We start from the raw sequence: 24992 nt of genomic DNA, 5'->3' as shown, positions 1-24992 counted from the left end.
TATAAACGCGATAATTGGTTACAAGCGGAATAAGCAGCAAGCTCGATAGCCAAGCTCACCTCATCGCTTTATTTAAACCTAGCTTTCAATTGGTTAATGGCTTCCGGCGGTGCCACTTTGCTCAATGATGAAATACATTGCTCAAACGCCTTTGGTACGCCCGGTATATGACTGTTTCGCGCCAACACTTCACACTGGGCATACAGGTGCTGTGGGTTGCGGCTAAATTGGTAAGCCTTATGCAGTGATTGACTTGCCGCAAGCACATCCGATTTTTCCAAAGCCAATCCGTACACATACCAATATTGAGGGTCGGTTTGCGCAGTTTCAGCGGCTTGTTTAAGGTAGTCCGTTGCTTGTTCGTAATCTTTCACACGAAGCAGAGACAATCCTGTGCTGTATGGCAAAACACTCGATTTAGGCTGAGCTTCAATACCTTGCTTCAAGGTCGACAACGCTTTTGCCTCGTTACCTTGCGCTCGATACAAATCCGCTAAATTGGCGTAGCTGTTTTCGAAATAAGGCTCAATCTCGATAGCGCCTAGATAAAACTCAATCGCTTTGTCGTGCTGGCCTAAATCTCGGTAAACGTTGCCTAGGTTAGTACGTCCAAATCCTCTGTCGGCATTAAATTGCTGTATTTCAATGTACTCTTCTAATGCAGGCTTGATTTGGTCTTTCTGCAGAGGGTTCATTTCTCCCCAATAACGCACTAATGCGCCTGCGGTTTCTGAACGAATCGACAATACAGGGTCTTTCAGTAGCGGCTCTAGAATTTGCCAACGGTCAGTGAATGGGAAACCAGACGAGCCTTGTACCACACCCAAACGGATCATTTCATCATCATGTTTCACCGCTCTTGCCAGCGAAATAAGCGTATTCTTACCCGTATTACCGCCCAAACGTTCTAAGCTCGATGCACGAATGATATTGCTTAAGCTAGAGTCCTGAGCCGAGTATGCCAACGCATCCTCTGCACCTCTGTGCCCTATCGAGTCAGCATAAAAGGCAACGGCAAAGTGCTGCTGATTACGATACTTAGAATCTGGGAACCACTCACCGATTTGCTTATCTGCCCACTGGTCGGTTTGATCTGCATGACAGCTAGTGCACACGTTCGGCGTTTTAATGTGTTGGCTAATATCAGGACGTGGGATATGCCAACTGTGGTCACGCCTTGGGTCGACCTCCATGTAAGTCGTCTCTGGCATGTGACAAGTCGTGCATTGTGAAGCTTCAGTATTCGCTTCGTGGAATGTGTGCTTTTCAGGCGTGTATTCTGATGCAATATGACATTGGCTACACACGGCTTCTTCCGCAATTTTTAGTTCAGCGGTATGAGGATCGTGGCAGTTAGTACATGTGACGCCTTTTTCAGCCATCACGGATTGAAGGAAAGATCCGTAAACGTAATCTTCATCGTAGATTTGACCATCGTTGTGGTAAAGCTCTGGGGTAATCAAGCTCAAGCGATACTTATCAAAGAAAGACCCGTTAACGTGATCACCCGTTTCATTTAACTGAGTACGACGGCTGTGGCATTGAGCACAGGTTTGAACTTGATTGGTATGGATGATGTCTTTTGGTTGCAGGGTTGAATTACCCTCTTGATAGATCCACTCTTTGACCGACTTCGACAAGTCGCGGTCAAAACCATAATGCGCCGAGACTGGAGCATCCTTTCCACCGTTAGCTTTTGCTAGCTGAGCCTTTTCAACGTGCTCACTCGCAGGGCCATGACACGCTTCACAACCGACATTAATCTCAGACCAAGTAGTGTTGTAGGTATTACTCGCGCTGTCGTAGTTTTTCTCTAGGTTCGTTGAATGGCAATCAGCACACATGAAGTTCCAGTTTTGACCGCTATTGGTCCAGTAGAATTCATCGGTGTTGGTGGTATCAGGATAGAGGTGAAACCAGCGTTGACCGCCTTCGCCCTCAGTGCGAGAATCCCAAGCGAAAGGAATCAACTGTACACGGCCGTCTTCAAATTCAACCATGTATTGTTGTAGTGGTTCAAAGGCAAAGGTATAGCTGATTTTGTAATCTTTAAAGTGGCCGTCTTGCCCTTCAATATTGACCCAGAACTCTTCGCCCTTGCGGAAAAATCGGTTGGGTTTACCGTCATGAGTGAATGTTTGATCGTTGAAATCGCCTAATACAGATTCGTCTGTAGCGTGCTTCATCGCCATATCATGATGAGAGCCCTCCCACGCTGCGACTTCTTCACTATGACAATCAACACATGCTTCCGAACCGACATAGCTGGCTTTAGAACCGATAGGTAAAGCGTCAGAGCTAACGGGTGACGCTACAGAGTTGGCCTTTGAAATATCAGAGTTGATATTAGGATCTTGCTCGTTGGCATAGGCGTTCAGACTGAACAGCGACAACATCAGTGAAGACAAGATTGCGGATAATACTGCGACTCGCTGGTGTTTCAATCCGTTTACCAGTGAGCACAACCATGCAGACATAACATTCCTTGTTTTTATACATCCTTATGCTTAATAAGGTAGACGTAAAAACAACGAATTTACAATTATTTAGTGGCAATGAGCTCGATTGTTGTGATTCGTATTCACGACCGGGATTTACTCATCGATATGCGCATAAAAAAAGAGCTCCTAAGAGCTCTTCAATCTGTTCAGTTTCACTCAAACAATCACTTACTTGTTATGAGATTCCTGCAGTTTTTCCATTACCTGATCCAAGCTAAAGCTCGCAGCTTTTTGACGTGGCGGATATTCAGCAAAGGTTTCTAGGAACTTGCCCACATACGCTTGTGCTGGAACGAACATATAAGCATGGTCTAACAACCAGTCGTAATATGTGTTCGATGTAATGTCTGCGTTTTCGTATGGGTCCATACGCAGGTTAAACAGCTTAGGAAGACGTAACGTCACGAACGGTTCAGCCCAAATTTGCATGGTACCCGTTGCACGCTGCTCCATGAACACCGCTTTCCATTGGTTGTAACGAAGCGCCGCTAAATCACCATCATCGGTAAAGTAGAAGATCTCCGAACGACGGCCTTTCTCTTCTTCACCCGTTAGGTAAGGAAGGAAGTTGTAACCATCTAAGTGAACCTTAAACGTTTTATCACCGGCAGTATGACCTTTGAGTAGCTTCTCTTTGATTTGGTCATCACCAGCGGCGGCAACGAAGGTTGGCATCCAGTCCATATGGTGCATGATTTCGTTAGATACGGTTCCTGGTTCAATCTTACCAGGCCAACGAACCATTGCTGGTACACGGTATGCGCCTTCCCAGTTGGTGTTTTTCTCACCACGGAACGGGGTTGTACCCGCATCAGGCCAAGAGTTCATGTGAGGGCCGTTATCCGTTGAGTAGAAAACAATCGTGTTGTCTTTGATTCCCAATTCATCCACTTGCTTCAATAGTTGCCCAACGTGTCGATCGTGCTCAACCATACCATCAGCGTAATTACCGACACCGGTCACACCTTTACTATCGGCTTTCACGTGCGTTCTAAAGTGCATACGTGTTGCGTTCCACCAAACGAAGAATGGCTTGTCCGCTTTCACTGCGCGATCCATGAAATCAAGTGCCGCGTCTAGTGTTTCTTCATCAACCGTTTCCATACGCTTACGCGTCAGTGGACCGGTATCTTCAATCTTGCCATCAGCGAATGACTTAATGACACCACGAGGGCCAAATTTCTTACGAAACTCAGGATCGGTTGGGTAATCTTCATTCTCTGGTTCTTCTTCAGCATTTAGGTGGTAAAGGTTGCCAAAAAATTCGTCAAACCCGTGTGCTGTTGGAAGGAATTCATCTTTATCGCCAAGGTGGTTTTTACCAAATTGACCTGTCATGTAACCCATAGGTTTCAGCATTTCTGCGATTGTCGCGTCTTCTGCTTGTAAGCCAATGTCTGCGCCCGGCAAACCTACTTTACTCAAACCCGTTCGTAATACACTTTGTCCCGTGATAAAGGTAGAGCGACCCGCAGTACAAGATTGCTCTGCGTAATAGTCCGTAAACATCATCCCTTCTTTCGCGATGCTATCAATATTCGGGGTTTTGTAACCCATGAGACCGAAGGTGTATGCACTCACATTGGATTGACCTATATCATCACCCCAAATTACAAGTATATTCGGCTTTTCTGCTGCGATACTACTCCCCACCATGCCAATTAAAGCAGCGGTAAAAATCGCTAATCGACGTTTTACGCCATATCTCGCTGTCATAGAAACCTCTATTGTATTGGTTATTTGCATCCTGCACTTAACATATAGTTCAAATTTTAATCATTGGCGATACAACCTAAGCTATTAATATTTTTATTTTTTTGAAGATAAATAAGAAAGAAATGCCCATACTTTTCGAATCTATTATTTGACTTCCCTCACACTCAACTTATTAATTCAGAAACCATAAAACAAAATAAACCATTAATTAACAATACCTTAAACCACCTCCATAACATTTGGTTATAAAGACTATAAAAGGACAAAGAGCCTAATCGAGATTAATGTTTCGTCAACGATGCGTGGCCTGTAACGCATTAATCTCAAATAACAATTGGAGTCCTTATGGCTACCCAAATCAATAAACTTGCATTAGGCCTTGGCTTACTCGCAGCTTCCACTGCAGTAACCGCCGCGGAAAAACCGAATATTCTTGCTATCTGGGGTGATGACATTGGTGTATTCAACATCAGTGCATACAACAACGGTATGATGGGTTACGAAACGCCAAACATTGACCGTATTGCGAATGAAGGCGCACTATTTACTGACCACTACGGTCAACAATCGTGTACTGCTGGTCGTGCTGCATTCCTAACCGGTCAAGAACCTTTCCGTACTGGTCTATTGACTATCGGTATGCCAGGTTCGGACCACGGTATCCCTGATTGGGCTCCAACGATTGCAGACCTTCTAAAAGAACAGGGCTACATGACCGCTCAGTTTGGTAAGAATCATATGGGTGACCAAGACAAACACCTTCCAACGAACCACGGCTTTGACCAGTTCTTCGGTAACCTATACCACTTAAATGCAGAAGAAGAGCCTGAAACATATTACTACCCTAAAGACCCAGAGTTCCGTAAGAACTACGGCCCTCGTGGTGTAATCAAGTCTACTGCTGACGGTAAGATTGAAGATACTGGCCCAATGACGCGTAAGCGTATGGAGCATGCGGATGAAGAGTTCCTAGAAGAATCTCTAGCATTCATGGAAAAAGCGGTAAAAGCTGACAAACCATTCTTCATCTGGCACAACACCACTCGTATGCACGTGTGGACTCGCCTACAAGAGAAATACCAAGGTAAGTCAGGTATCAGTATTTATGCTGATGGTATGTTAGAGCACGATGACCAAGTGGGTATCCTTCTAGACAAGCTTGATGAGCTTAAGATCGCAGACAACACTATCGTCATCTACTCGACCGATAACGGTGCAGAGACAGTTTCTTGGCCTGATGGCGGTGCTACTTACTTCCACGGTGAAAAAGGTACAACTTACGAAGGTGGTATGCGTGTGCCTCAGCTAGTTCGCTGGCCTGGGACTATCAAACCTGGAACTAAAATCAACGATATCATGGGCCACCAAGACTGGATTCCTACTCTACTAGCAGCCGCTGGTGATGATAAAGTGGTTGAGAAGCTAGCATCTGACAAAGGTGCAACTTACAACGGTAAAAACTGGCGCGTACACCTAGATGGTTACAACTTCCTGCCTTACTTCCAAGGTAAAGAAGAGAAAGGCCCTCGTGACAGCATGCTTTACTTCTCTGCTAACGCAGAGCTAAACGCAGTACGTTGGAATGACTTCAAGATTTCGTTTGCTGTGATGGATGGTAACATTGTGGATGCAGTTCGTTTCCAACCAAACTGGCCTCAAGTTGTTCACCTACGTGCTGACCCATTCGAGAAAGCACCGCACGAGTCTGGTATGTACCTACGCTGGATGGCAGACAACATGTGGTTATTCGTTCCAGTAGGAAATCAGGTTCAAGAGTTTATGACGACGCTACCAGATTACCCTATGCAGAATAGCCAAGTACTGAACCCTGGTAACTTCAACCAGAATGCATACATGCTTCAAGGTAAACTTAAGCAATTAGAAGCGGCAGCAGCGCAAGCTAAATAAGCTTAGATAGGCGGTGTAGATTGTTCAAACTGTATAGATGTGTATTGCACTAAGATTGATAGTAAATACATAATCTAGTACGAAAGCCGTGATAACTCACTTGAGTTACCACGGCTTTTTTCGTTTAACGCCATTCGGCTTAAATTCAATTGAAAGAGCTTCATTCAATTCTGACTAAGATCTCCCGATCAATCCCCGCTAGACAACTACCTAAGCGATTTAATTTCCTACCACTTGTCTTGCAACATCAAGTATGCGCAACTAGGTTTATAAATAACACCTATCATTGGAAAGTGAAATGAAGGTGATATCAGAAGGATTCTGAATTGCCATAATTGTCAAAACTAGATGGACTAATGTTATGAAAACGCCATATTTAGCAGGAATAAGCATCACTGTCATTGTCGTTTCAGTCGCTATGCTAGTTTATGACGCGGCCTCTTCAAAAATGCACACCTCGTTCGAACACCAAGAAGATCACGCCCATGAAAGCGATCATGATGACTCTCACTCTTCAGGGCACTCCGCACATTCCGAAGAAAAGCACGCACATAAAACCGTCGCTTCAAGCCAACCCATATCCCCGATTCCAAACTCTCCCGAGATAAATCATGAACTGGCCAAAATTGGTTGGGTGCTATTTAAAGACCCGAACCTTTCTTCTAACCGCAGTGTGAGCTGTGAAAGTTGTCATAGCCTGCAAACCAACGGCGCAGAGGTAATTCCAGTTTCGATTGGCGTAAACGGCGCAGGGATGAGAAATTCACTCACCGTTTTTAACGCAGTCTTTAACTATCGGTTCTTCTGGGATGGTCGAGTAAACAACCTCGGCGATCAAATTGATGGCCCAGTGCACAACGTTGACGAAATGGATTCAAACTGGCAACACATTACGGATTATGTATCTCAATCGGAAACTTACATCGACTTATTCCAAGAACAATCAACGCCCATTGACGAAGCTTCAATTAAGGCTGTTCTTATTGAATTTATGCAGGGTTTGACCACACCAAATGCCCCTTTCGACCTGTATTTACAAGGTGACAACGCAGCACTGTCTGAAACCGCCAAACGAGGTTGGGAAACTTTTCAAGAAGAAGGCTGTATTCGTTGCCACCAAGGTACCAACATTGGTGGAGGCATGGTGATGCGATTTGGTTACTTTGGGTTATCGAAAACAGGAGCCGAGCGAAGTGAAGACCAAGGTCGTTTTATGTTTACCGCTAAACCACAAGATAAGGATTTATTTCGTGTTGCGAGCTGAAGAAACGTGGCGATCACAGCACCCTATTTTCATGACGGGCAAACAACCACACTCGAAGAAGCGATCAAAATCATGGGTGAAAGCCAACTCGGTAAAACGTTTGAAAAACAGACCATCAACGATATCAAGGTCTTCCTCGAATCCCTCACCGGTAACCGCCCTCAAATGTTAATGGAGTTTGAAAATGAATAAGATCAGACTCATATTTCTACTGTTTGTATCGCTTTTCATCGGCTTAATTAGCTTTATTATGCTGACCTACTCCGAGCATGAAAAGGTCACCGAATATGGAGTGCCTATTCGGCAGTTAGGCCATGAAGTATTAGAAATGCGTGATCATATCACCAATGCAGCGCTTGCGGGTATTTCCAACCCTTATCAAATGTCTGCAGATTTGGTGGCTTTAGAAAGAGAGTTGCAACTACTCAGAGAAAGTTATCAAAGCGAGAATATTCACTCTACGTTCTTTAAACACTTACCGACAGCGCAATTATTGGATCGCTTTTACGATGCTTCAATGTCGAACTTAGATACGCTAGACAACCTAGTAGGACTTAGTGTGGCTCGTCAGTTTATTTTGCAATCTTTGACTCTACAACTCACAGAGAGCAACTCAACTGATGCTGAGATAAACAACGCAAATATCGACATTAAAAGCGCGCTTCTTGCGAGTGTGTTGGTTGGGGGAATCGAAATTAACCATTCAGGTGTTAACTCCGAGCTGGCGAACCTTTATAAAACGTTTACCGAACTCAACCAACAACAAAGTTAGCTGTTATCTCAAGTACTTTCAGCACACAGCATGGAGTATATTGAACATATTGAGCATGAGTTTACCGATCTGCAAGACCAACTTAAAAGTATCATCGTTAAGCTTATTATCGTTTTGGCGTTGCTGACTTTAGCGTTCTCATTCACCATGTTTATTTTTCGAGTCTTCGAACTCAAAAGAAACAAACTCTCCTATCAAGAAGCCGCAGACAAAGCAGAAAAAGCCAGCGAAGCAAAATCTCTCTTTCTCGCGACCATGAGCCACGAGTTACGCACCCCAATGAATGGCGTATTAGGCATCGCTCAGATAATCAAGGAGGATTCACACAGCGAGAATACTCGTAAACACGCCCAAATCATCATTGACTCTGGTCAGCATCTCGTCACCATATTGAATGACATTCTTGATTTTTCTAAGGTGGAGCAAGGCAAGATGGAGTTGGAATACAGCCCGTTCTCTGTCACCGACGTCGTGACACACCTTGATAAAACATTGACACCTCTTGCAGAAGACAAAGGCCTCGCTTTTATCATTAAAGATAACATTCCTACCAATATTCAGTTGATTGGTGACTCTGCACGTACACGTCAGATCTTATTTAACTTAGCAGGCAACGCAGTCAAGTTTACTGAGTCAGGAAAGGTTGAAGTGGAATTCTTGATTGCACCGACTACCCCACCAAGCGTGAATATATTAGTGACTGACACAGGTATTGGCATTGCAGAAGACAAAATCGACGATATATTTACCGCCTTTGAACAAGCTGAGCTTTCAACAACCCGTAAGTTTGGTGGCACAGGGTTAGGGCTTTCCATTGTTCAGCAGTTAGTCGAACTGATGGGCGGAACAATTAAGGTTTCCAGCCAGCTTGGTTTGGGCACTCAATTTAAGATCTCTTTGCCGTTAGAAATGCATGAGCTTGAAGAACAAGTCATCGACCAAACGCCAACCAAAACCAATGAGACTCTCGATGACTTCTCAGTATTGTTAGTCGAAGATAACAAGATCAACGCAATGGTGATTAGGAAGTTCTGTGAGTCGATAAACTTAACGGTTGAGAACGCCTACGACGGCTTGCAAGCACTCGATAAACTGGCATCAAATCAATACGACCTCATCATAATGGACAACCACATGCCCAACATGAGTGGTATCGAAGCGATTCAAAAAATCCGCGACGAACTCAAGCTCACTACCGTTATTTTTGCCTGTACAGCGGACGTATTCAAAGAAGCTCACGATGAATTTATCGTTTCAGGTGCAGATTTCGTTCTCACCAAGCCATTGCAGAAAAACAGCTTACAAAACACCATCAATGAATTTCATCACCAGTTTGAAGTCAACCGCCATAACTCCGCTAACGCACACAATCTTCCAAACAAGGCAGAAAGCAACGTAACCATATTAACGCGTCATCCTAAGAACAAACTGCCACTCACAGAAGAAGAACTGTCGCGTAGCCAATTTTTAACTAACGATGAGCTTAAAACAGACGAGAAACTCAAATGCTTAACTTCTCTCGTTGATGAGCTAGAAAACGAAATCGATGAGTTGATAGAGCTATTTTCGGATGCCAAGCAAGATGATCTATCCAGAACATTAAAGGCGGTTAAAGCGATTGCATCAAGGTATGAAATGAGTGAAGTATTCGAGCTCGCAACCGAAGCTGAGAAGGTAACGGGGAAGCACATCATGCCCGAGGCTGAATTACTTCAGCAACTCATCAATCGCTTGATGGTCAACAGCCATCAAGCAACACGATTAATACACAAACTCCATCAGCAACGAAAAACGGGGTAAAAGAAGGTGTCATATGATATGGAATGTAAATTTACCTAGCACTGGCCCACATTTATTCTTAGCACTCGGTGCCACCATCATTTTTGTGGTCGACTGTCATGTTCCTTTGGGCATTGCCATGGCCGTGCCCTACATAACGATAGTCTTGCTCGCAGCCACAACGAAAGATCCACTATCAGCCGTGATGTGGGCTATTGGCTGCACCTTACTTACCTTATTGGGTTACTACTTATCTGGTAGCGGCAGCGAAACCTGGTTTGTCGCCTTCAACCGAGTCATTACCATCTATACCATTTGGGTGGCGGCAATTATTCCTATTTATATCTCTTTACCTTCTCCTCAAGCCTCACTGGACGTCGATGATGACGTGACAGAGGAAAGTTCAAGATCACGCCCTCACTCGCACAGAAACCATACAATCGACACGTTCAAAAACTAGGCTTTGGTTAAGTTTCGGTGAATTTTTCCAAATCGAGACAAGGCAACTTGAAATACTTCTTTATGCATGCGAGTGTAGAACTACTCACCTAAATAACTGTATGACTATGAAAACATTACAATCCATTGCGCTGCTTTCGACAATTATCGCAGCACCACAAGTGTTAGCTGATGTAACAATTGAAGTTCCTTCTAGCGCAGATGCTTTAGTCGAAGTCTTAGCTGTAAATGAAGCTAAACCCGATCTTGACGGTGGTTTCTTCTCTTCGAGCAAAACGATCACCGTTCCAGATGGCGTAAACCAAATCGTTTTCAAATATCAACTGGCTTTCAGCCAAGGTAACGACCGAGAGTTTGTCGATAGCGATACCATTATTGCTACTTTTGATGCGACAGACACAGCATTGACGTTTGACATGCCTAAGTTCCGTAACACCAACGAAGCGAAAAAAGGCCTTCAAAACTTAGATTGGAAACTGGTTGATAAAAACCAAAATGCAATCAGTGTTAAGCAAGACAAACTTATCAAAGATGGCATGCAGATTGGTCGTAAGTACCCACAAGAAGCGAAGGAGTACAACCAGAAAGGCGGCATCGCTGCACTTACAGTAGGTGCTAGCGCGGGCGTAGCAGCTGCTGTCGCACAACCGGTAACGCTTCCAGCAAAGATTGACGGAAATGCAGCAAATACAGCTGAAGAGATGCTCTATTTCTGGTACGAAAAAGCGGATGCTGAAACCAAGCAGAAATTCAAAGACTACGTGAACAAGTAGCTCAATGAGCTTAATTTAAAAATGAAAGAAGCTGGCAAACTGCCAGCTTCTTTTTTGTCTTCATCTAGATGATTTAGGCTTATAGAGATTAAGCAGACTCAGTCGATAACACTTTACCATCCACTTTAGTTGGCCATCCTAGCGCTTTATACTCAGCTGCTAGTAAATGGGCACAGCGGCTAGAAATTCTGGTCAAAATCAGCTTTAGCTAAGTAACCTTGAACAAGCTCTCGATATTGCTGCTTCAATGGCGCTTCAATAAAGCTCGCGTCTATCGCATTCAAACTAAACTGCGCTAACTCCTGATGCGTCATCTCATGAGCTTGGCTCACCGCATTAAAGTTATCCGACATGTAACCACCAAAATAAGCAGGGTCATCCGAGTTAATCGTTACAGCCACGCCCTTTCTGAGCAGCTCGACAATGTTGTGGTCTTCCATCACATCGAATACACGCAATTTAATATTCGACAGTGGGCACACCGTCAGTGGCATTTTGGTTTCAATCAGCTCTTCGATTAGAGCTTCGTCTGTCATGCACTGGACACCATGATCCACTCGACTCACGCTGAGCATTTCAATCGCATCGACAATGTTTTGAGCCGGCCCTTCTTCTCCTGCATGCGCCACCGTCAAGAAGCCCGCTTGTTTTGCTTGTTGGAATACACGCTTGAACTTCTCTGGTGGGTGTCCTAATTCAGAAGAGTCCAGTCCAACCCCGACGATCTTATCTTGATGCTTCAATACCTCTGCGAACGTTTGAATGGCGCTCTCTTCAGATAAATGGCGCAGAAAACATGCGATGATTTGAGAGGTAATGCCCAACTCTTTATGACCCTGTTCAAGCGCACGATGAATGCCGTTAATAGCGGTGTCGAATGCAATGCCACGATCGGTATGTGTCTGAGGATCAAAGAAAATCTCAGTATGGATAACATTGTCGGCTTTACAGCGTTCTAGATAAGCCCATGTTAAGTCGTAGAAATCCTGTTCTGTGCGCAGTGCATCAGCACCTTGATAATAGATATCCAGAAATGACTGTAAATCATCAAATTCGTATGCGCGTCTTAGTTGCTCTGGGGATGAATAAGGCAGCTCAATGCCATTGCGTTGAGCAAGCTGGAAAAGTAACTCAGGTTCGAGCGAACCTTCAATGTGTAAATGCAACTCTACTTTTGGGAGCCCTTGAATAAATGCGTTCATATTTCACCTACTATGGATTTTAGGTGTGCACTTACTCTGAATAATAGACAGGAGGTTTTCTTGAACGCCATTACAAAGAGTAAGAACACAATTGTGATCTAAACCCTTCGTAATCAGCACTTTGCGGGAGCTGGTAGAGACCCCCAAACCATATCATTGGGGTTATACGAAGCAAACGGTTGCTACTATACAGAGTTTAATGGGAATTTCACTAATCAATTGCTCATTAACCGATTTCTAAAGCCGGAACCTGTTTGGTTCGATCTCAACGGTAATCTGGTCGTATTCTCGACATCAGCAACATATCGATGTACTTACCCGCTTTGAACGTACTGAGTCTTTTTGTGCCTTCTAACTGAAAGCCTACACGTTCATACAAAGCAATAGCGGCGTGGTTATCGGCATGAACCTCTAACTCAAGACGCACGAGATTAAGCCAGTTATCCGCCTGATTGATCGCTTCTTGCATTAACGCCTTACCGACCCCTTTACCATGCATATCTGGGTGAATAGCAATACCAAGACCAGCGCAGTGCCTGTCTCTTACCTTGGTGGTCATGAATAAAGTAATGTGACCCACTACTTTGCCGGAGACTTCCGCAACCAGAGTGAAATGGTCTGAATGACCAAACAGTCGCTCCACTTGTTCAGAACTAAGATAAGGCTTTTGTGAGGTGTTTTCTGAAACTGAAGGGCGGCGATAAATATCGAAAATATCTTGGCTATCCGTTGCTTCTAAATGTCTAATTTGTATTTCCAAAGCGCTTCCTTATCCTATTATTTCTATCCATAAGCTAATTTTCATATTACGGATAGCAACGGGAACCTACAACCTTTAAAGGTGTAAGTGCCCGAAATAATTAAACAAATAGTAAGACTGAACTTAAACTTCTGCTTTGATGAGTATTTTTAAAATAGTGTGAATATCAGAATTTATAATCCACACCCACACTCGCTAATACTTGCTCGGAGTTATAGAAATCGATATTAGAATCTATGCTTCTTAAACCCAGTAAAGTAATGAACGCCCAATCTTTATAGCCCATCAAACCACCAAACTCATAAGCTAAGAATGCACCGAATTCATTCTCTTCACGTACTTGCCCGTAAATTGGATTCGACTCATCATATTCACGATCACTTGCATCTAGGGTGACAACAAAACCATGACGACCGATTCTCTTCGCGTAGTTTAATTCAATACCATAACTATCGAAGCTGAGTGCTCCTCCTTCTGCGTCTGAGTGGAAATACACCATTGAAGGAACAAATAGACCTGCGTGGTTTGGTAAGATAAAGCGGTATCCTGCTTTGGCGTACACATAGGTTCTTTCCCTATCCAGCAGCACAGTATCTTCCGGAGATAAGCCTTGGCTACCAGATAGCTCTTCATCAACATCTGATTGCCCAAATGCGAGATCCGTTCGAAAACCAGTTCCACCGATATTAGTGAGCTGCAGTCGTCCTACATTACCTTTCACATCCGTTTCATTTCGATTAACGCCAACAGCATACGGATCCGTCCAAGCCTTACCCGAGATAAGCGTAGGAAGAACAGAAAAATCCAATATGGTGCCACCAGAAAGTTGATATCGATAACCGATCTCAAACGCAATGGTACCTGTTGCAATATCCTCTCGTGTCGTACCCGCATACACTTGGTGAGTCAGCGATTCGCCAAAAGTATATTGAACAGTACCCAAAAAGCCGAGTAGCCCTTGGTTTTCACTCTCCCCTTCCTGGGTGTTGGTGGCTTGATTCGAATCTTGTTCAGTACTCAAATTACTACTGTCAGAGTAGAAACCGGCCAATACACTGAAGTTACCGCTGAAGCCTTCACTTGGAGCAAGGCCACTGTATGCAGGCATTGAAGCCAATGCAGAAAAGACTACTGGTAAAACAAACCTCATGTTCACATCCATTACTTGAATAATCACCAAATAACTATAAGCATCAAATAACTATAAGCATCAAAATGGAATTATAACAAGCATTTAACAATATAAATTTATTCGCTTGGCGCTGTCGATATCGCTAACCATTCACTCAAAGACACAACAAATTGATCTATCACGATTGGGCTTTCGTAATACCTCTCGAAAATAACGGACAAAACTCAAAGGAAGACAATATGTTTAATAAATTAATCAAAACCATGTCAGTGCTAGTTGCGACGCTTCTTTTTACGGCTTTTGCTCACGCTGATCACCACGGAATGAAGAAAGACATCGTTGACGTGGCGGCTGAAAACGGCTCTTTCAACACCTTGGTAGCAGCGGTAAAAGCGGCAGGCTTAGTTGAAACATTGAAAGGTGACGGTCCCTTCACTGTGTTTGCGCCAACGGATGAAGCGTTCGCTGCGCTACCAGAAGGAACGGTTGATATGCTGTTGAAGCCAGAAAACAAAGACAAGCTGATCGCAGTACTGACCTATCATGTGGTGCCAGGGAAAATAATGGCGTCTGAAGTGATGAAACTTGATAGTGCCGTAACAGTGCAAGGCGAAGCGGTAATGGTAGGAATTGATCACGGCAACGTGATGATCAACAAAGCGCAGGTCGTGATGGCAGATGTTGAAGCAAGCAATGGTGTTATCCATGTGATTGATGCTGTATTACTGCCTAAATAATAAAGATGAACACAAATCAAAGGTTCTTAGAGGGTGTGACAGGTTCACACCCTTTTGACGTTTAAATACCAAGTTAAGATCGGTATCAAACTAGCCAAGCCTGCCTTGATATAAGCAAGAACCCGGATTACATAAACAAGCGCCCGAATATCAGAAAGGCCGCCATCGATACCACCTTCGTGAAGACCACTACCCAGATGCAGTCACCAATACTAGAGTGCGTCGCTTTCCCGAGTAAGAACACAAACAGAATCAACCCTAACACCCAGCCCACTGTCGGAATCAATGACACCAGAGCAACAATTACAGCAATAGTAAGAAGGGATTTAAAATCTGCGACCACGAATGACATTTTAGAGGCGATATACATACAACATGCGGTGATTAATGCGTCCATCACAAACGCTAAAGCTTCAATACCCACTTTTCTTCCTTCACTGAAATTAGTTGAAGTGGATATTATCTCTAAAGTGATGATTTTTCTTGAAGAAGAGAACCAAAAACAGGTGAAAACTGTATCAAAAATGAGATTACCGTTCGCCTGAAGGCATAGGTTTATTTGCTCGAGTCTTCTAAGCCTTTGACCAGTGCTTCAGACCGAGTCTGATTTGCTTTTTGATAGGCATCAAAGCCATCTTCGCGTTTACCTCCGAACAAACAAAGAAACGAGTTAATGACGAATGAAAAAAATGAGATGACGACAACAAAGAGAGGAAATAACCCCGACACCCCAGCATCTAAGGCAAGAACGCCAACAGCGAAGGACAACATCGACACCAATGTATATAGTTTAGATCTACTCACATGACTCATGAACAACACTCCTTGTATTCATTCAATGTTTAGATTAGACAAATTATCTTGCACACAATTTGAACTCATCGACAATATCAATAGATCAGGAAAAGTTATCCTTAAAAAGGTTCATTAATATTTCAAACTCGGTTTCTGTATCCCTACGAACACTAGCCCGCCTATTCAACTGACTGTTCTATCTTCAACTACCTTTTCCATCACGTAATTGGTCAGCTTTACACCACGCATTTCGACTTCCTGTTCATTCACCACCTTAAAACCAAGATGCTCATAGAAAGGCCTTGCGGTAATACTTACTTCAGAGAAATATCTCGATATACCACGAACTCGACCCACAGTGAAAACATGTTCCATCAACGCTTTCCCTACCCCCTTCCCTTGATATTCGTGGTGACAGAAAAAGTGATCAATCAAGCCACTTGGTTGCAGGTCAGTATAGCCAACTACGCAACCATCGAGTTCAGCCACAAAGGGTTGTAACCCATTCATACGCTTTTGCCATAACGCAAAGTCAAAGCTACTGGGTGCCCAAGCTTCGACTTGCTGTTGAGAATAATCTCGAACATTCACGTTACGTACCGTATGAAAGAAGATCTCCCACAGTGCTTTGTCATCATTCGCTTGATAGTTTCGAATTCTAATCACAACATACTCCTTTTTGTCTTAAGTCCTTTCTGAGGTGAAAATAAACAGCTGAATCAGCAAGCTTTATAACCTAACAGCCTCAGCTTTAGAGCAAGATATCAACGATAAAACACAGCGAGCCAGATCGTCACCGCATCTTTATCCGTCCTCAGCACCTTGTGTTTTTCACCTGCGGAAATATTGAGATAATCCCCTTTAGACAAGGTAACAATGCGACCATCTTCAAACTCAATCACCCCTTGCCCATCGATCACCATTACCCATTCATTCTCATCTTGATCATACCAACCCTCGTCTGGTGAACTGTGACCATATGAGAGTATTCTCTCGATTCGAATGTTGTCGTTGGCAATCAGGTCATTGAATATTTCATTGGGTATTGATGAAGGAACATCATTGTAAATGTTTGGCATCAAGCTCTCCTAGCTAGCATTGAATTGATTAACAACTTGGGCCTTAGCTGTACTGTAAACCTAAGCAGCGGCACTCTTTTTGAAGTAAAAACGGTAATAACCCACCAAGTTACTGCAGATAAACAGCGCCTCCATAACAACCGCTGTTGGCGAACCAACTAAATAATTGTGAACCAACCAAAAGCTGGTTCCGATGATCATCAATTCTCTTAATCGACGGTCATCTTTATTGAAGGCTGCAAAGGTCTGAAATACGGAGGCAAAGCAACTCAATATGCTGGTCAGCCCTGAGTAAGTCACTGCGGTTGCGACCACCGACATCGAAGAAAACAAATATTTAAACTTAGACGAGGTAGAAAATACGCTCGTCAAATAGCGAATCGTGGCAATCGTCATTAAGCTCGCCGCTGTCCATTGTTCAAGAAGGATAAAGTGACTCGAAATAAGAACGCCAGCAAAGAACAGACAAGTGACGATTTTCTTCCTTTCCTTGAATTGGAATGACAGAAGATCAAAACAAATGGCTATCGCGACTAATACTTGGGAAAGATAAAAGGCAGACACGGTGATTCCTTCAATAATAACATTCCGCCCTAGCCGCTTCTTTCACGGTGAATAATCGAATAAAACATACTAGGCGGTTACAACAAAACAGAGCAAACAGCGCTCTAAAGCTTCTATAAAAATCTAAAGCTTCAACACACCACTAATCACAGTGGTCGCAGAGCCGATTAACTTTATTCGCCCATTAGCCAATAATTCAGTCGACATATAGCCACCACGACGAGACGCCTGATAAGCACTGAAACTGCTTTTGTTGAGCTTTTCTGCCCAGTGTTGCGTCAATGCGCAATGTGCCGAGCCAGTCACAGGATCTTCATTAACCCCAACCCAAGGTGCAAAGTAGCGAGAAACAAAATCAAGTTCCGTATTTGCTGCCAATGCTGTCACCACTACACCTCGCCCTTGAATACCTTTTAACGCATCAAAGTTTGGTGAAAGCTCCAATAACACTTGTTCGTTGGAAACTTCGATTAACTGCTTAGAGTCAAATTCTCTGAATGAAACTACTTGATGCGGATCTAAACCTAGGTGTTCAAGCAGCGTGAGGTTGGGTTCAGAACGCAATGATAGCTGTGTACTAGGAAAATCAAGCTCGATAGACGATTCACAAACGGCGGCAGATAATTCCCCAGATAAGGTGTTAAACACGACCTTATCACCTGTCTCAAGCAGTCCTTGTTCTTTCATCACATGAACCGTTGCCAGTGTGCCATGTCCACACAGCTTCACTTCGACTTCGGGAGTGAACCATTTAAGCGTCATAGTGTTAAGCGCGAGAAAAGCCGTTTCAGATACCGCCATCTCTTCAGCGATTGAAAACATTAACGACTCATCCAACGGCTCTTTGGAGATACAGACCCCGGCAGGGTTCCCTTTAAACGCTTGAGTTGTAAACGAATCTACTTGATATATCTCTAAATCCACAATGGCTCCTAAATGCACAACATTTCCCAAACCGGCAATCATGGCTCGTTGGGACATAACCTAGATATTGCTGCCCACAATAAGCACAATCACCTTGTGCTACAAGTCTTTAGCAACAACTTTATCGATACTTATTGAGAAACGAAACAAATGATAAACAAAACGTTATAGAAGTGTTTTTAGGGATAAAAGAACATTGAACATAAGAGTAAATCGCGATGGCAAAACAAAGGAATAACGACGATTAATACGAGCGAAAACCCGAAAAAGGTAATCACCGCATCATTATTTAATGCTTAATATTTGCATAATAACTTGTAAGAATGGATATTATGATGAATATTAATTTAAATAATCCATTCACGGACAATAAACTGGAATACGTACTTGTGTTGAATACGATACGAAGGAGTCATCCTTGCCTCACACGATAAAGGTTCGGTATCAAGTAGGAGTAGCAAGTTGCTATTTGCATGAAATGCATGAAGTTGAAGTTAAATTAAGTGCCTAAATTTGAATCATGTCGCAAATTTTGGGCTACGATTTAGTTATCACGTACGAAAGGGAATCCGTCAGTGAAAGCGTTTTGCGTATCAATACTTGCGTCAACATCCTTTTTGGCTAGCCCTGTATTTGGCCAGCAGCATGATATTTATCTCTACAATTGGGATGAATTTTTATCTGACAGCGTCGTTACCCAGTTGAGTGATACCTACGGCATCTCACTAAAGCAGCAATATTTTTCTGACGAGTCCATTCGTGATGAAGTGCTATTGAGTGAACGACGAGGTGCGTTTGAATTGGTTGTCATTGAAAGTATTAAACTGAAAGCGCTGGCTAAACAGAACTTATTCCACAACCTGAGCGACTTGCAGCAATCCCTTTCAAGCAACTTTGACTCAAGATGGGTGGGTGGGTGTGGCGAATATGGAATCCCCTACGCTTGGGGGACATCCGGCATCTTATACCGAAGCGGAAAAGTTGAGACTCCCAAGTCTTGGGGCGCTCTTCTAGACCCTGAAACCAAAACCAGCGGCCGAATCAGCATGTATTATGAGCCTACGGATTTGGTGAGTGCTGCGCTTCTGATGAATCAATTTGAGCCGTTTACCAACAACGAACAAGAACTTCGAGTCGCTTACAAAACGCTACAAGCACAGAAGCCTCACCTTGAAAGTAATGAATACGTTGTCGATTATATTCGTCATCCCGAACACTTAGCCAACATCGACCTCGCCTACGGATACTCAGGTGACAGCTATGTGCTTAATGATGCCGAACCTGAGGCATCTTGGGCCTACACAGTGCCTCTAGAAGGAACAACCTTATGGTTAGAGTGTATGGCTGCAATTAACAACGGAGAGCGATCTCCACAGGCAACCACGATTCTCTCCTTCTTATCGCAACCCGAAATCGCCGCTCAAAACGCAATGGATTCATGGTTTGCAACGCCAAGTTCAAAAGCAAAAGCACTCACTTCTCAGGAGTATCAAAACGATCCCGAGCTTTTCCCGAATAAAGAAGTATTAGATCGCAGCTACCTTTATCAGCCGTTAGAACCGAGTAGCATTCAAATTCGCAATCGTATTGTCGACAGTTTGAGATAACTCATGCCAGTATTGAAGAAGCTCTATTTTGTACTTTTACCAACGCTGACATTTGTGCTCCTGATAGCAGGAATCGTGATGTACAACTTCGCATCAAATCATGCTAAGCACATGTATTTGGACAAGGTGCAATCTGATGTGAACACCGCTTTAGTCGCGGCGGAATACGAGCAGCTCGGCTTGTCCTTACTAGTTAAAGATATCGGTTCTTCGTTGCAGTTCCTCCGCTACATTCAAAATCCTGGCGACTACACGACTCTATCGCTATTGGAAAAACGAGTACTCCGAGTATTAAGCCAGAATCACGTCAATCAATTTGGGCAACGCAATGTTTATATCGTGGACCCTAAGTTCAAATTAACGCTTTCGACTCTCAGAGCCGATCCTTTCGAGGGGCTAAAGATCCCTGACAAGATTTACGAAAGAGTCTTCGATATATACACCTCGTTAATCAGCAAAAATGAACTCTCCTACGAAGGCTTCTCTTATATCTCGATCAGTGGAGAGCTCAGATACTCGTATGTTGCAGCAATTGACCCTTACCTCCTTCCTCAAGACAAACGTGCAAGTAACAGTTTAAATCGCTACATCTTGATTGCTGACGGGCCTCTGATGCAACTCTCTAGCCTGCTAATCAAATACAATGACGATGACAATATTCAGTTCTTAATCGAGCCATCCTCAGACGCTGCCAACATTGAAAATACCCAATTCGTTATCAAATCAATTGAGCAAACCCAAGATAATATCAATGTGCAGATGACCAGCCGACATCTCATCGCGCAAGTAAATATTCGAGAACAAAAGTTCAACCATGAGAAAGCCATCATCGCTAAACAAACCTTGTTAGGTGGCTTTGGTACTCTCTTTACGATCATGTTGATCGTACATTTAGTGGTACGTTACCAACTCGTGCGCCCGCTTAAAGACTTACTGCAAGAGATATCGATCGGCGGGCTCAAACTTAGATACTTCAAACGCTCATCAGGGCAAAGTGAAGTTGATGGTTTAAAGAACGCGTACATAGACTCATTAACAGAGTTGAAGTTCGAAGCCGAATTCGACCAACTCACCAAGCTAGCTAACCGACGCTCTTTCATCAGACACCTTGATGTACGACTAAAAAGCTCGATGAGCCCACACTGCTATGTGGTTTGTTGGGACATCATCGATTTTCGTAAAATTAACGATCTCTACGGGGCAAAAGTTGGTGATAATGTACTGATAAGCTTAGCTAAAGCACTGAAAGAGACACTACAAAACCAACAAGCCTCTTTGGGCTTTAGTTGCAGTGATTACTCTTTAGCCAGACTGGGAGGGAATCAGTTTATCGCGATCTTGGAGATGGGTAAGAACCAAGTGATAAACGAAGAAATTGAGAACATCAACAATACGCTGACCGGCACCACCTTCCTTGACTACTATGGGTTTCGATTATCACTCGCAACAGGTGTTTTACCGCTCGACACGCCAAAGTTCGATGAGATTTGGCACCGATGCATCGATGAAATGTTAGCTAATGCGAAGTCTCATAGTGATGGCGAAAGTCGTATTGTTTATGGCGAAGAGTTGTTACATACCTTGGAACGCCATGACGTTGTAGAGAAAAGACTCTTAGAATGCTGCGAAAGTGACAACTTTGAACTTCGCTTTATGCCTATTTTTAACGCCAAGACACTTCAGATAGATGGCGCAGAGTGCCTGATTCGTTGCCGTGCCTTATTTGATATCGATGCAGGCCCTGAAGAATTTATCCCAGTTGCAGAAAAGAGTAACCTTATTGCCAGGCTCGATATGTGGGTCATTAGCACCGCTATCAAAAGCTATAAAGAGCTTTCAGAACTTCATAAGTACAATGGCACTCTGTCGATTAATATCTCGGCGATGGAGCTCTACAACCGTAATTTTGCCGACAACATCCGTAAAGTACTCGAACGTTATAAAGTGCCACCTGGCAATATTATTATAGAAATAACCGAAACCAGTTATGTGAAAAGTACCAAGCTTACAGTCCAGACAATCGAGAGCCTCAGAAGCTTAGGTTTAAAGGTTTCCCTTGACGATTTTGGTACGGGCTACACAGCGTTTAACCAACTTCTCCACTACCCTGTGGATGAGCTCAAAATTGATAAGAGCTTTATCGATAACATGGTAGACGACAAGGCCGACCGCAAGATGGTCGAATCTATGGTTAACTTAGGCCACTCTTGTGACACGCTAGTCGTCGGAGAAGGTGTTGAGTCGATAGAACAGTATCATTACCTCAGAAAAGCCAACTGTGACCTAATACAAGGCTACTTCTTCAGTCAGCCACTCACTTATCTGGAATTCATCGAGTTTGTTCGAAACCATAACCCGCAAGCAATTTTAAACCCGCAGTCTGTTAGCAGTTCGAGATCTAACGAGCGAATCGTTGCACTCACTCAAAAGCAGTAACCTTAAACCTAAACCTAAACCTCAAAGCCTCTCTTCCTATTCAAGCGCGGAAAGCCACTATAGCTATAACTAGTAGTAGAACTATCTTCATCAGAGCAGGAGCTCTCTATTGGCTGCACATTGAATGAGGAGGCAAATAAAGAATGGCAAAAGCCATGATAGTGAAGCGGGAGAATGGTGAGCGTACAGTCAACAAAACCTAATGATCTAACTTATCGCTGATGCGGGGATTAACTCTGCATTGTCGTTAGTAGCTCCATCATATCTTTAGAGCTGATGTTCTTCTTATGCCTGACTACAGCGTCAATCATCAATTCTAAATTCCCCGCAGAGATATAATCCTTAAGCACGCCATTGAATTTTTCCTGTATCTCATCACTTGTGTACAATTGCTCAGGAATGAAGAATAGAAACTGACTGCCACTACTACGAAACGAGATAGTACTTTCCGGTACCTTTGCCGTCAGGGACTTAGCAGCTGAACTCACCACCAAGTCTCCATATTCAAGTCCATACTTTTGGTTTATCTCACTAAGGTTTCTGATTCTTACAAAGTAAAGGTCGAAATTACCGTTTGTTGGATAGCTGTTCTTAACAAACTGCATGAGCGAGACTCGATTGCGAAAGCCAGTAATGAAGTCGGTAGAATGAAGTTTTCGTTTGATTGCAAAGTCGACGTAAAAAATCGCTCCTGTCACAAGCAGTAGCAACACCAGAAATACGCTGCTTATCTGATGCATCATCACCAACTTGTCGACCATTGTGGTGTTTTCTTCAATAACCGGGCTTTGAAGTCGAAACTTTTCGTTAATAAATTCGACCAGCGTGTTGTAACAAATATCAATTTTCTTCTGCAGTGATTCCTTAGGCAAAGCGCCTTGATTCACCAACTTAATTGAGGATTCTAGCGACTTAAATTTCTCAAACTCTCCGGTGAAATAAGGTTTGAAGTTGGCAGATTTAATGAAGTTAGAAGATTCGGTACTGTTGATCAGAATATCAAAGCGGCTCCACGTAATATCATAGGCTAACCACAAATCGTCGTAATTGAGATTATCCGAACGGCTCACCATCAAGAAATTCGCGTATTCCTTTACCAATTGGAAAACAAACCATGTTGCCTCATTTTGGCGATTAGAAAAGCTCTTGTTGATGTCATTAATTCGAGTAACGCTGTAGATATTGACGGATAGAACAACCACGGCCAAAGACAAAACAACGACTTTGATTGCGGCCATAGACAACAGCTTCTTCATAATTAGCCTCTACAGGTGAATATCACGAATCTGCCAAATCATCTTGGCATGGAAATCAGGGGTATTGGTTTCAGGGTTCGCAGAGATTGGGTAAATCAACCAAAACGGGCCTTTCTCTCTCACAGACATAAACTCCCCATTCTTTTTAATCGCAATGATGGGTTCATAGGTATCAAAATCTTCTTTGGGCACCGCAATTTTATAGTCATTCAATGCTACGAAAGTGACTTGTGATGATATCGGTAGATCCATATTTTCAAGCACCGTTTGTAACGTCACACCACTATAAACGGTCAGACCCTCGACCCAAGGCAAGGTGGTAGTAATTTCTGTCTGAGGAAGTGACAGGAGTTGCTCTCTACTAAAACCATGCTTTTGCCCGGAGTGGTCGAAAACCGTTAACTCTGAGGCTGCAAAAATCGAAAACGAGCAAAGCCAAAGCATCAACAAGAATACAGTTCTCATTCTAAACTCCATTTAAAAAGGTCACTAATTTGAGTCTAGTATAAATTGACCATTTAACTTGTACCGATACCACTCAGATTGATTGGTATCGCTTTATCCCTAATGCCCCTACACCTCGCTGTTTTTCAATAACTTCGCCGTTTCTCTGTCTCTTCCATCACCGCTCTCATTCAGCACTCCCTACCCGCTTGACGTATTCCTTCTCAACCGTCTAGTAACAAAAACTCGTATTTTACTCTGCGTAAGTAAACCAATAAGCCCTATGAATACGTATGAAACAACAAAATTAACAATAAATATGAGTAAGTCAGTAGCGAGAATGCTGGTTGCTGCATAACCTTTAATCGAACGTAAGCAGCTTTAAGAGACTTAATAACGAGTTCCAGTCGTTTCTACTTCACCAGTTGATCTCGTGTATTGATCTTAGAAAGCTTACTCATTTCATAATCAAGGGAATCTCGAATGAGTTTGAATATAAAAAAATTTAACCCCATGGCGACACTTTCTACCCTAGTAATGACGCTGGTCATGTTTCCTGTTTCTGCTGAAGTTAATCAAGAACAATTCGAATTAGGTAAACAAAAAGCTAAAGTGTGTATGACCTGTCATGGCGCTGATGGCATCTCAACACAAGATCCCTACCCGAACCTTCGCGGTCAAAAAGTGGGTTATCTCATCTCTTCATTGAAAGATTACCAGACTCGAGAAAGAACCAGTGGCTTAGCGATTCTCATGCAACAACAAGCCGACACGCTCTCAGACCAAGACATCCGTGACATTTCCTATTTCTATTCTGTGCTCGGCAACGAAGCAGGCTCGCTCAGCGATTCAAATTAAGTCAGCGATTCAAAACCTCTAGGCAA

Annotated in this window: 20 protein-coding genes, 2 pseudogenes and 1 riboswitch; of the genes and pseudogenes, 9 read left to right on the top strand and 13 right to left on the bottom strand. The window is 43.3% G+C overall.

Annotated elements, in window-relative coordinates; translation table 11 throughout:
* Positions 1 to 68 precede the first annotated feature (68 nt).
* Positions 69 to 2477, bottom strand: a complete 2409-nt coding sequence (locus tag AB4503_RS20635; RefSeq protein ID WP_065584632.1) for a tetratricopeptide repeat protein — start codon at positions 2475 to 2477, stop codon at positions 69 to 71.
* Between the two features lie 192 nt (positions 2478 to 2669).
* Entirely contained in the window at positions 2670 to 4217 is a 1548-nt protein-coding gene (locus tag AB4503_RS20630) for an arylsulfatase (protein WP_372115670.1), read from the bottom strand.
* A gap of 345 nt (positions 4218 to 4562) precedes the next feature.
* On the opposite strand from AB4503_RS20630, the gene AB4503_RS20625 reads away from it, so the two are divergent.
* The 5 genes and pseudogenes from AB4503_RS20625 to AB4503_RS20605 all read left to right on the top strand — a co-directional run bounded on the left by AB4503_RS20625 (position 4563) and on the right by AB4503_RS20605 (position 11172).
* Positions 4563 to 6125, top strand: a complete 1563-nt coding sequence (locus AB4503_RS20625; protein WP_017066472.1) for an arylsulfatase — start codon at positions 4563 to 4565, stop codon at positions 6123 to 6125.
* Between the two features lie 361 nt (positions 6126 to 6486).
* Positions 6487 to 7581, top strand: a pseudogene (locus tag AB4503_RS20620) (cytochrome-c peroxidase).
* A pseudogene (locus AB4503_RS20615) lies at positions 7574 to 9961 on the top strand (ATP-binding protein). Before AB4503_RS20620 ends, AB4503_RS20615 begins: the two co-directional pseudogenes overlap by 8 nt.
* 13 nt (positions 9962 to 9974) lie before the next feature.
* Entirely contained in the window at positions 9975 to 10400 is a 426-nt protein-coding gene (locus tag AB4503_RS20610) for a hypothetical protein (protein ID WP_017060013.1), read from the top strand.
* A gap of 106 nt (positions 10401 to 10506) precedes the next feature.
* Positions 10507 to 11172, top strand: a complete 666-nt coding sequence (locus tag AB4503_RS20605) for a DUF2057 family protein (protein ID WP_017060014.1) — start codon at positions 10507 to 10509, stop codon at positions 11170 to 11172.
* Positions 11173 to 11351: 179 nt separating this feature from the next.
* Here the strand turns inward: AB4503_RS20605 and AB4503_RS20600 are convergent, their stop codons facing one another.
* The 3 genes from AB4503_RS20600 to AB4503_RS20590 form a co-directional block, all read right to left on the bottom strand.
* Positions 11352 to 12374, bottom strand: a complete 1023-nt coding sequence (locus AB4503_RS20600) for an adenosine deaminase (protein ID WP_017069858.1) — start codon at positions 12372 to 12374, stop codon at positions 11352 to 11354.
* A gap of 90 nt (positions 12375 to 12464) precedes the next feature.
* A riboswitch (purine riboswitch) is annotated at positions 12465 to 12564 on the bottom strand.
* A 75-nt stretch (positions 12565 to 12639) separates the two neighbouring features.
* Entirely contained in the window at positions 12640 to 13134 is a 495-nt protein-coding gene (locus tag AB4503_RS20595) for a GNAT family N-acetyltransferase (protein WP_017060016.1), read from the bottom strand.
* Between the two features lie 166 nt (positions 13135 to 13300).
* A complete protein-coding gene (locus AB4503_RS20590) occupies positions 13301 to 14284 on the bottom strand; it encodes a DUF2860 family protein (RefSeq protein WP_102320969.1) in 984 nt (327 codons plus the stop codon).
* Positions 14285 to 14505: 221 nt separating this feature from the next.
* Here AB4503_RS20590 and AB4503_RS20585 point away from each other — a divergent pair, with 221 nt between their 5' ends.
* Complete coding sequence (locus AB4503_RS20585) at positions 14506 to 15003, top strand: fasciclin domain-containing protein (RefSeq protein WP_017060018.1); 498 nt, start codon at positions 14506 to 14508, stop codon at positions 15001 to 15003.
* A 127-nt stretch (positions 15004 to 15130) separates the two neighbouring features.
* Here the strand turns inward: AB4503_RS20585 and AB4503_RS20580 are convergent, their stop codons facing one another.
* The 6 genes from AB4503_RS20580 to AB4503_RS20555 all read right to left on the bottom strand — a co-directional run bounded on the left by AB4503_RS20580 (position 15131) and on the right by AB4503_RS20555 (position 18365).
* Positions 15131 to 15427: a hypothetical protein gene (locus AB4503_RS20580; protein ID WP_017064710.1), complete on the bottom strand. Its 297-nt coding sequence runs from the start codon at positions 15425 to 15427 to the stop codon at positions 15131 to 15133.
* Between the two features lie 131 nt (positions 15428 to 15558).
* The gene (locus tag AB4503_RS20575) at positions 15559 to 15816 is read right to left on the bottom strand and encodes a hypothetical protein (protein ID WP_048611086.1); all 258 of its coding nucleotides are present in this window, start codon (positions 15814 to 15816) and stop codon (positions 15559 to 15561) included.
* 165 nt (positions 15817 to 15981) lie between these two features.
* Positions 15982 to 16464, bottom strand: coding sequence for a GNAT family N-acetyltransferase (locus AB4503_RS20570; RefSeq protein ID WP_371725074.1), 483 nt, complete (start codon positions 16462 to 16464; stop codon positions 15982 to 15984).
* A gap of 98 nt (positions 16465 to 16562) precedes the next feature.
* Positions 16563 to 16877, bottom strand: a complete 315-nt coding sequence (locus AB4503_RS20565; RefSeq protein WP_065584628.1) for a cupin domain-containing protein — start codon at positions 16875 to 16877, stop codon at positions 16563 to 16565.
* Between the two features lie 60 nt (positions 16878 to 16937).
* Positions 16938 to 17441, bottom strand: a complete 504-nt coding sequence (locus AB4503_RS20560) for a YgjV family protein (protein ID WP_017060023.1) — start codon at positions 17439 to 17441, stop codon at positions 16938 to 16940.
* Between the two features lie 123 nt (positions 17442 to 17564).
* Positions 17565 to 18365 (bottom strand): PhzF family phenazine biosynthesis protein, encoded by an 801-nt coding sequence (locus tag AB4503_RS20555; RefSeq protein ID WP_065584627.1) that lies wholly within the window; start codon positions 18363 to 18365, stop codon positions 17565 to 17567.
* A gap of 575 nt (positions 18366 to 18940) precedes the next feature.
* Between AB4503_RS20555 and AB4503_RS20550 the strand changes: the two genes are divergently transcribed.
* Both AB4503_RS20550 and AB4503_RS20545 read left to right on the top strand, forming a co-directional pair.
* Positions 18941 to 19972 (top strand): PotD/PotF family extracellular solute-binding protein, encoded by a 1032-nt coding sequence (locus AB4503_RS20550; RefSeq protein WP_372115669.1) that lies wholly within the window; start codon positions 18941 to 18943, stop codon positions 19970 to 19972.
* 3 nt (positions 19973 to 19975) lie between these two features.
* Positions 19976 to 22408, top strand: coding sequence for a putative bifunctional diguanylate cyclase/phosphodiesterase (locus AB4503_RS20545; protein WP_372115668.1), 2433 nt, complete (start codon positions 19976 to 19978; stop codon positions 22406 to 22408).
* A gap of 230 nt (positions 22409 to 22638) precedes the next feature.
* Here the strand turns inward: AB4503_RS20545 and AB4503_RS20540 are convergent, their stop codons facing one another.
* Entirely contained in the window at positions 22639 to 23664 is a 1026-nt protein-coding gene (locus tag AB4503_RS20540) for a GGDEF domain-containing protein (protein WP_372115667.1), read from the bottom strand.
* Positions 23665 to 23673: 9 nt separating this feature from the next.
* Positions 23674 to 24129: a hypothetical protein gene (locus tag AB4503_RS20535; protein ID WP_017066460.1), complete on the bottom strand. Its 456-nt coding sequence runs from the start codon at positions 24127 to 24129 to the stop codon at positions 23674 to 23676.
* Positions 24130 to 24591: 462 nt separating this feature from the next.
* On the opposite strand from AB4503_RS20535, the gene AB4503_RS20530 reads away from it, so the two are divergent.
* Entirely contained in the window at positions 24592 to 24966 is a 375-nt protein-coding gene (locus tag AB4503_RS20530) for a cytochrome c (RefSeq protein WP_029235248.1), read from the top strand.
* Positions 24967 to 24992 lie beyond the last annotated feature (26 nt).

Source organism: Vibrio sp. 10N.222.55.B11 (genome assembly GCF_041473705.1).
GTDB classification, from domain to species: domain Bacteria; phylum Pseudomonadota; class Gammaproteobacteria; order Enterobacterales; family Vibrionaceae; genus Vibrio; species Vibrio crassostreae_C.
The sequence above is the reverse complement of the archived record's forward strand: the minus strand, read 5'-3'. Positions and strand labels throughout refer to the sequence as shown.